Origin of the sequence: Sphingomonas sp. CCH9-F2, from assembly GCF_001556735.1 — a bacterium.
Lineage (GTDB): Bacteria > Pseudomonadota > Alphaproteobacteria > Sphingomonadales > Sphingomonadaceae > Sphingomonas > Sphingomonas ginsenosidimutans.
This window is the reverse complement of the sequence record NZ_LSJO01000336.1, coordinates 1-266: the sequence shown is the minus strand read 5'-3', so window position 1 is coordinate 266 and position 266 is coordinate 1. Positions and strand designations below refer to the sequence as shown.

Annotated in this window: 1 protein-coding gene; it reads left to right on the top strand. The window is 83.5% G+C overall.

Annotated features, from left to right (window positions below):
• On the top strand, window positions 1-266 hold a 266-nt coding region (locus AX685_RS23510), incomplete at both ends, for a hypothetical protein (RefSeq protein WP_197418554.1).

Below are 266 nucleotides of genomic sequence, written 5' to 3'. Positions count from 1 at the left end.
CGACAAGGCCGCGCGCGACGCGGCGCAGGCTGCCGCGCAACAGGCCGCCGCCGAGGCGCGGGCGGCCGAGCAAGCCGCCCGCGAGGCGGCGGAGCAGGCGACCCGCGCCGCGGCCGCCGAGGCGGATCGCGTCGCGCGCGAGGCGGCCGCTGCGGCCGAAAAGGCGCAGCAGGCCGCCCAGGCCGCCGCCGAAGCGCAAGCGGCGCAGGCGGCGCGCGATGCCGAGAAGGCGGCACGCGATGCGGCGGCGGCGGCAGCGGCGGCCG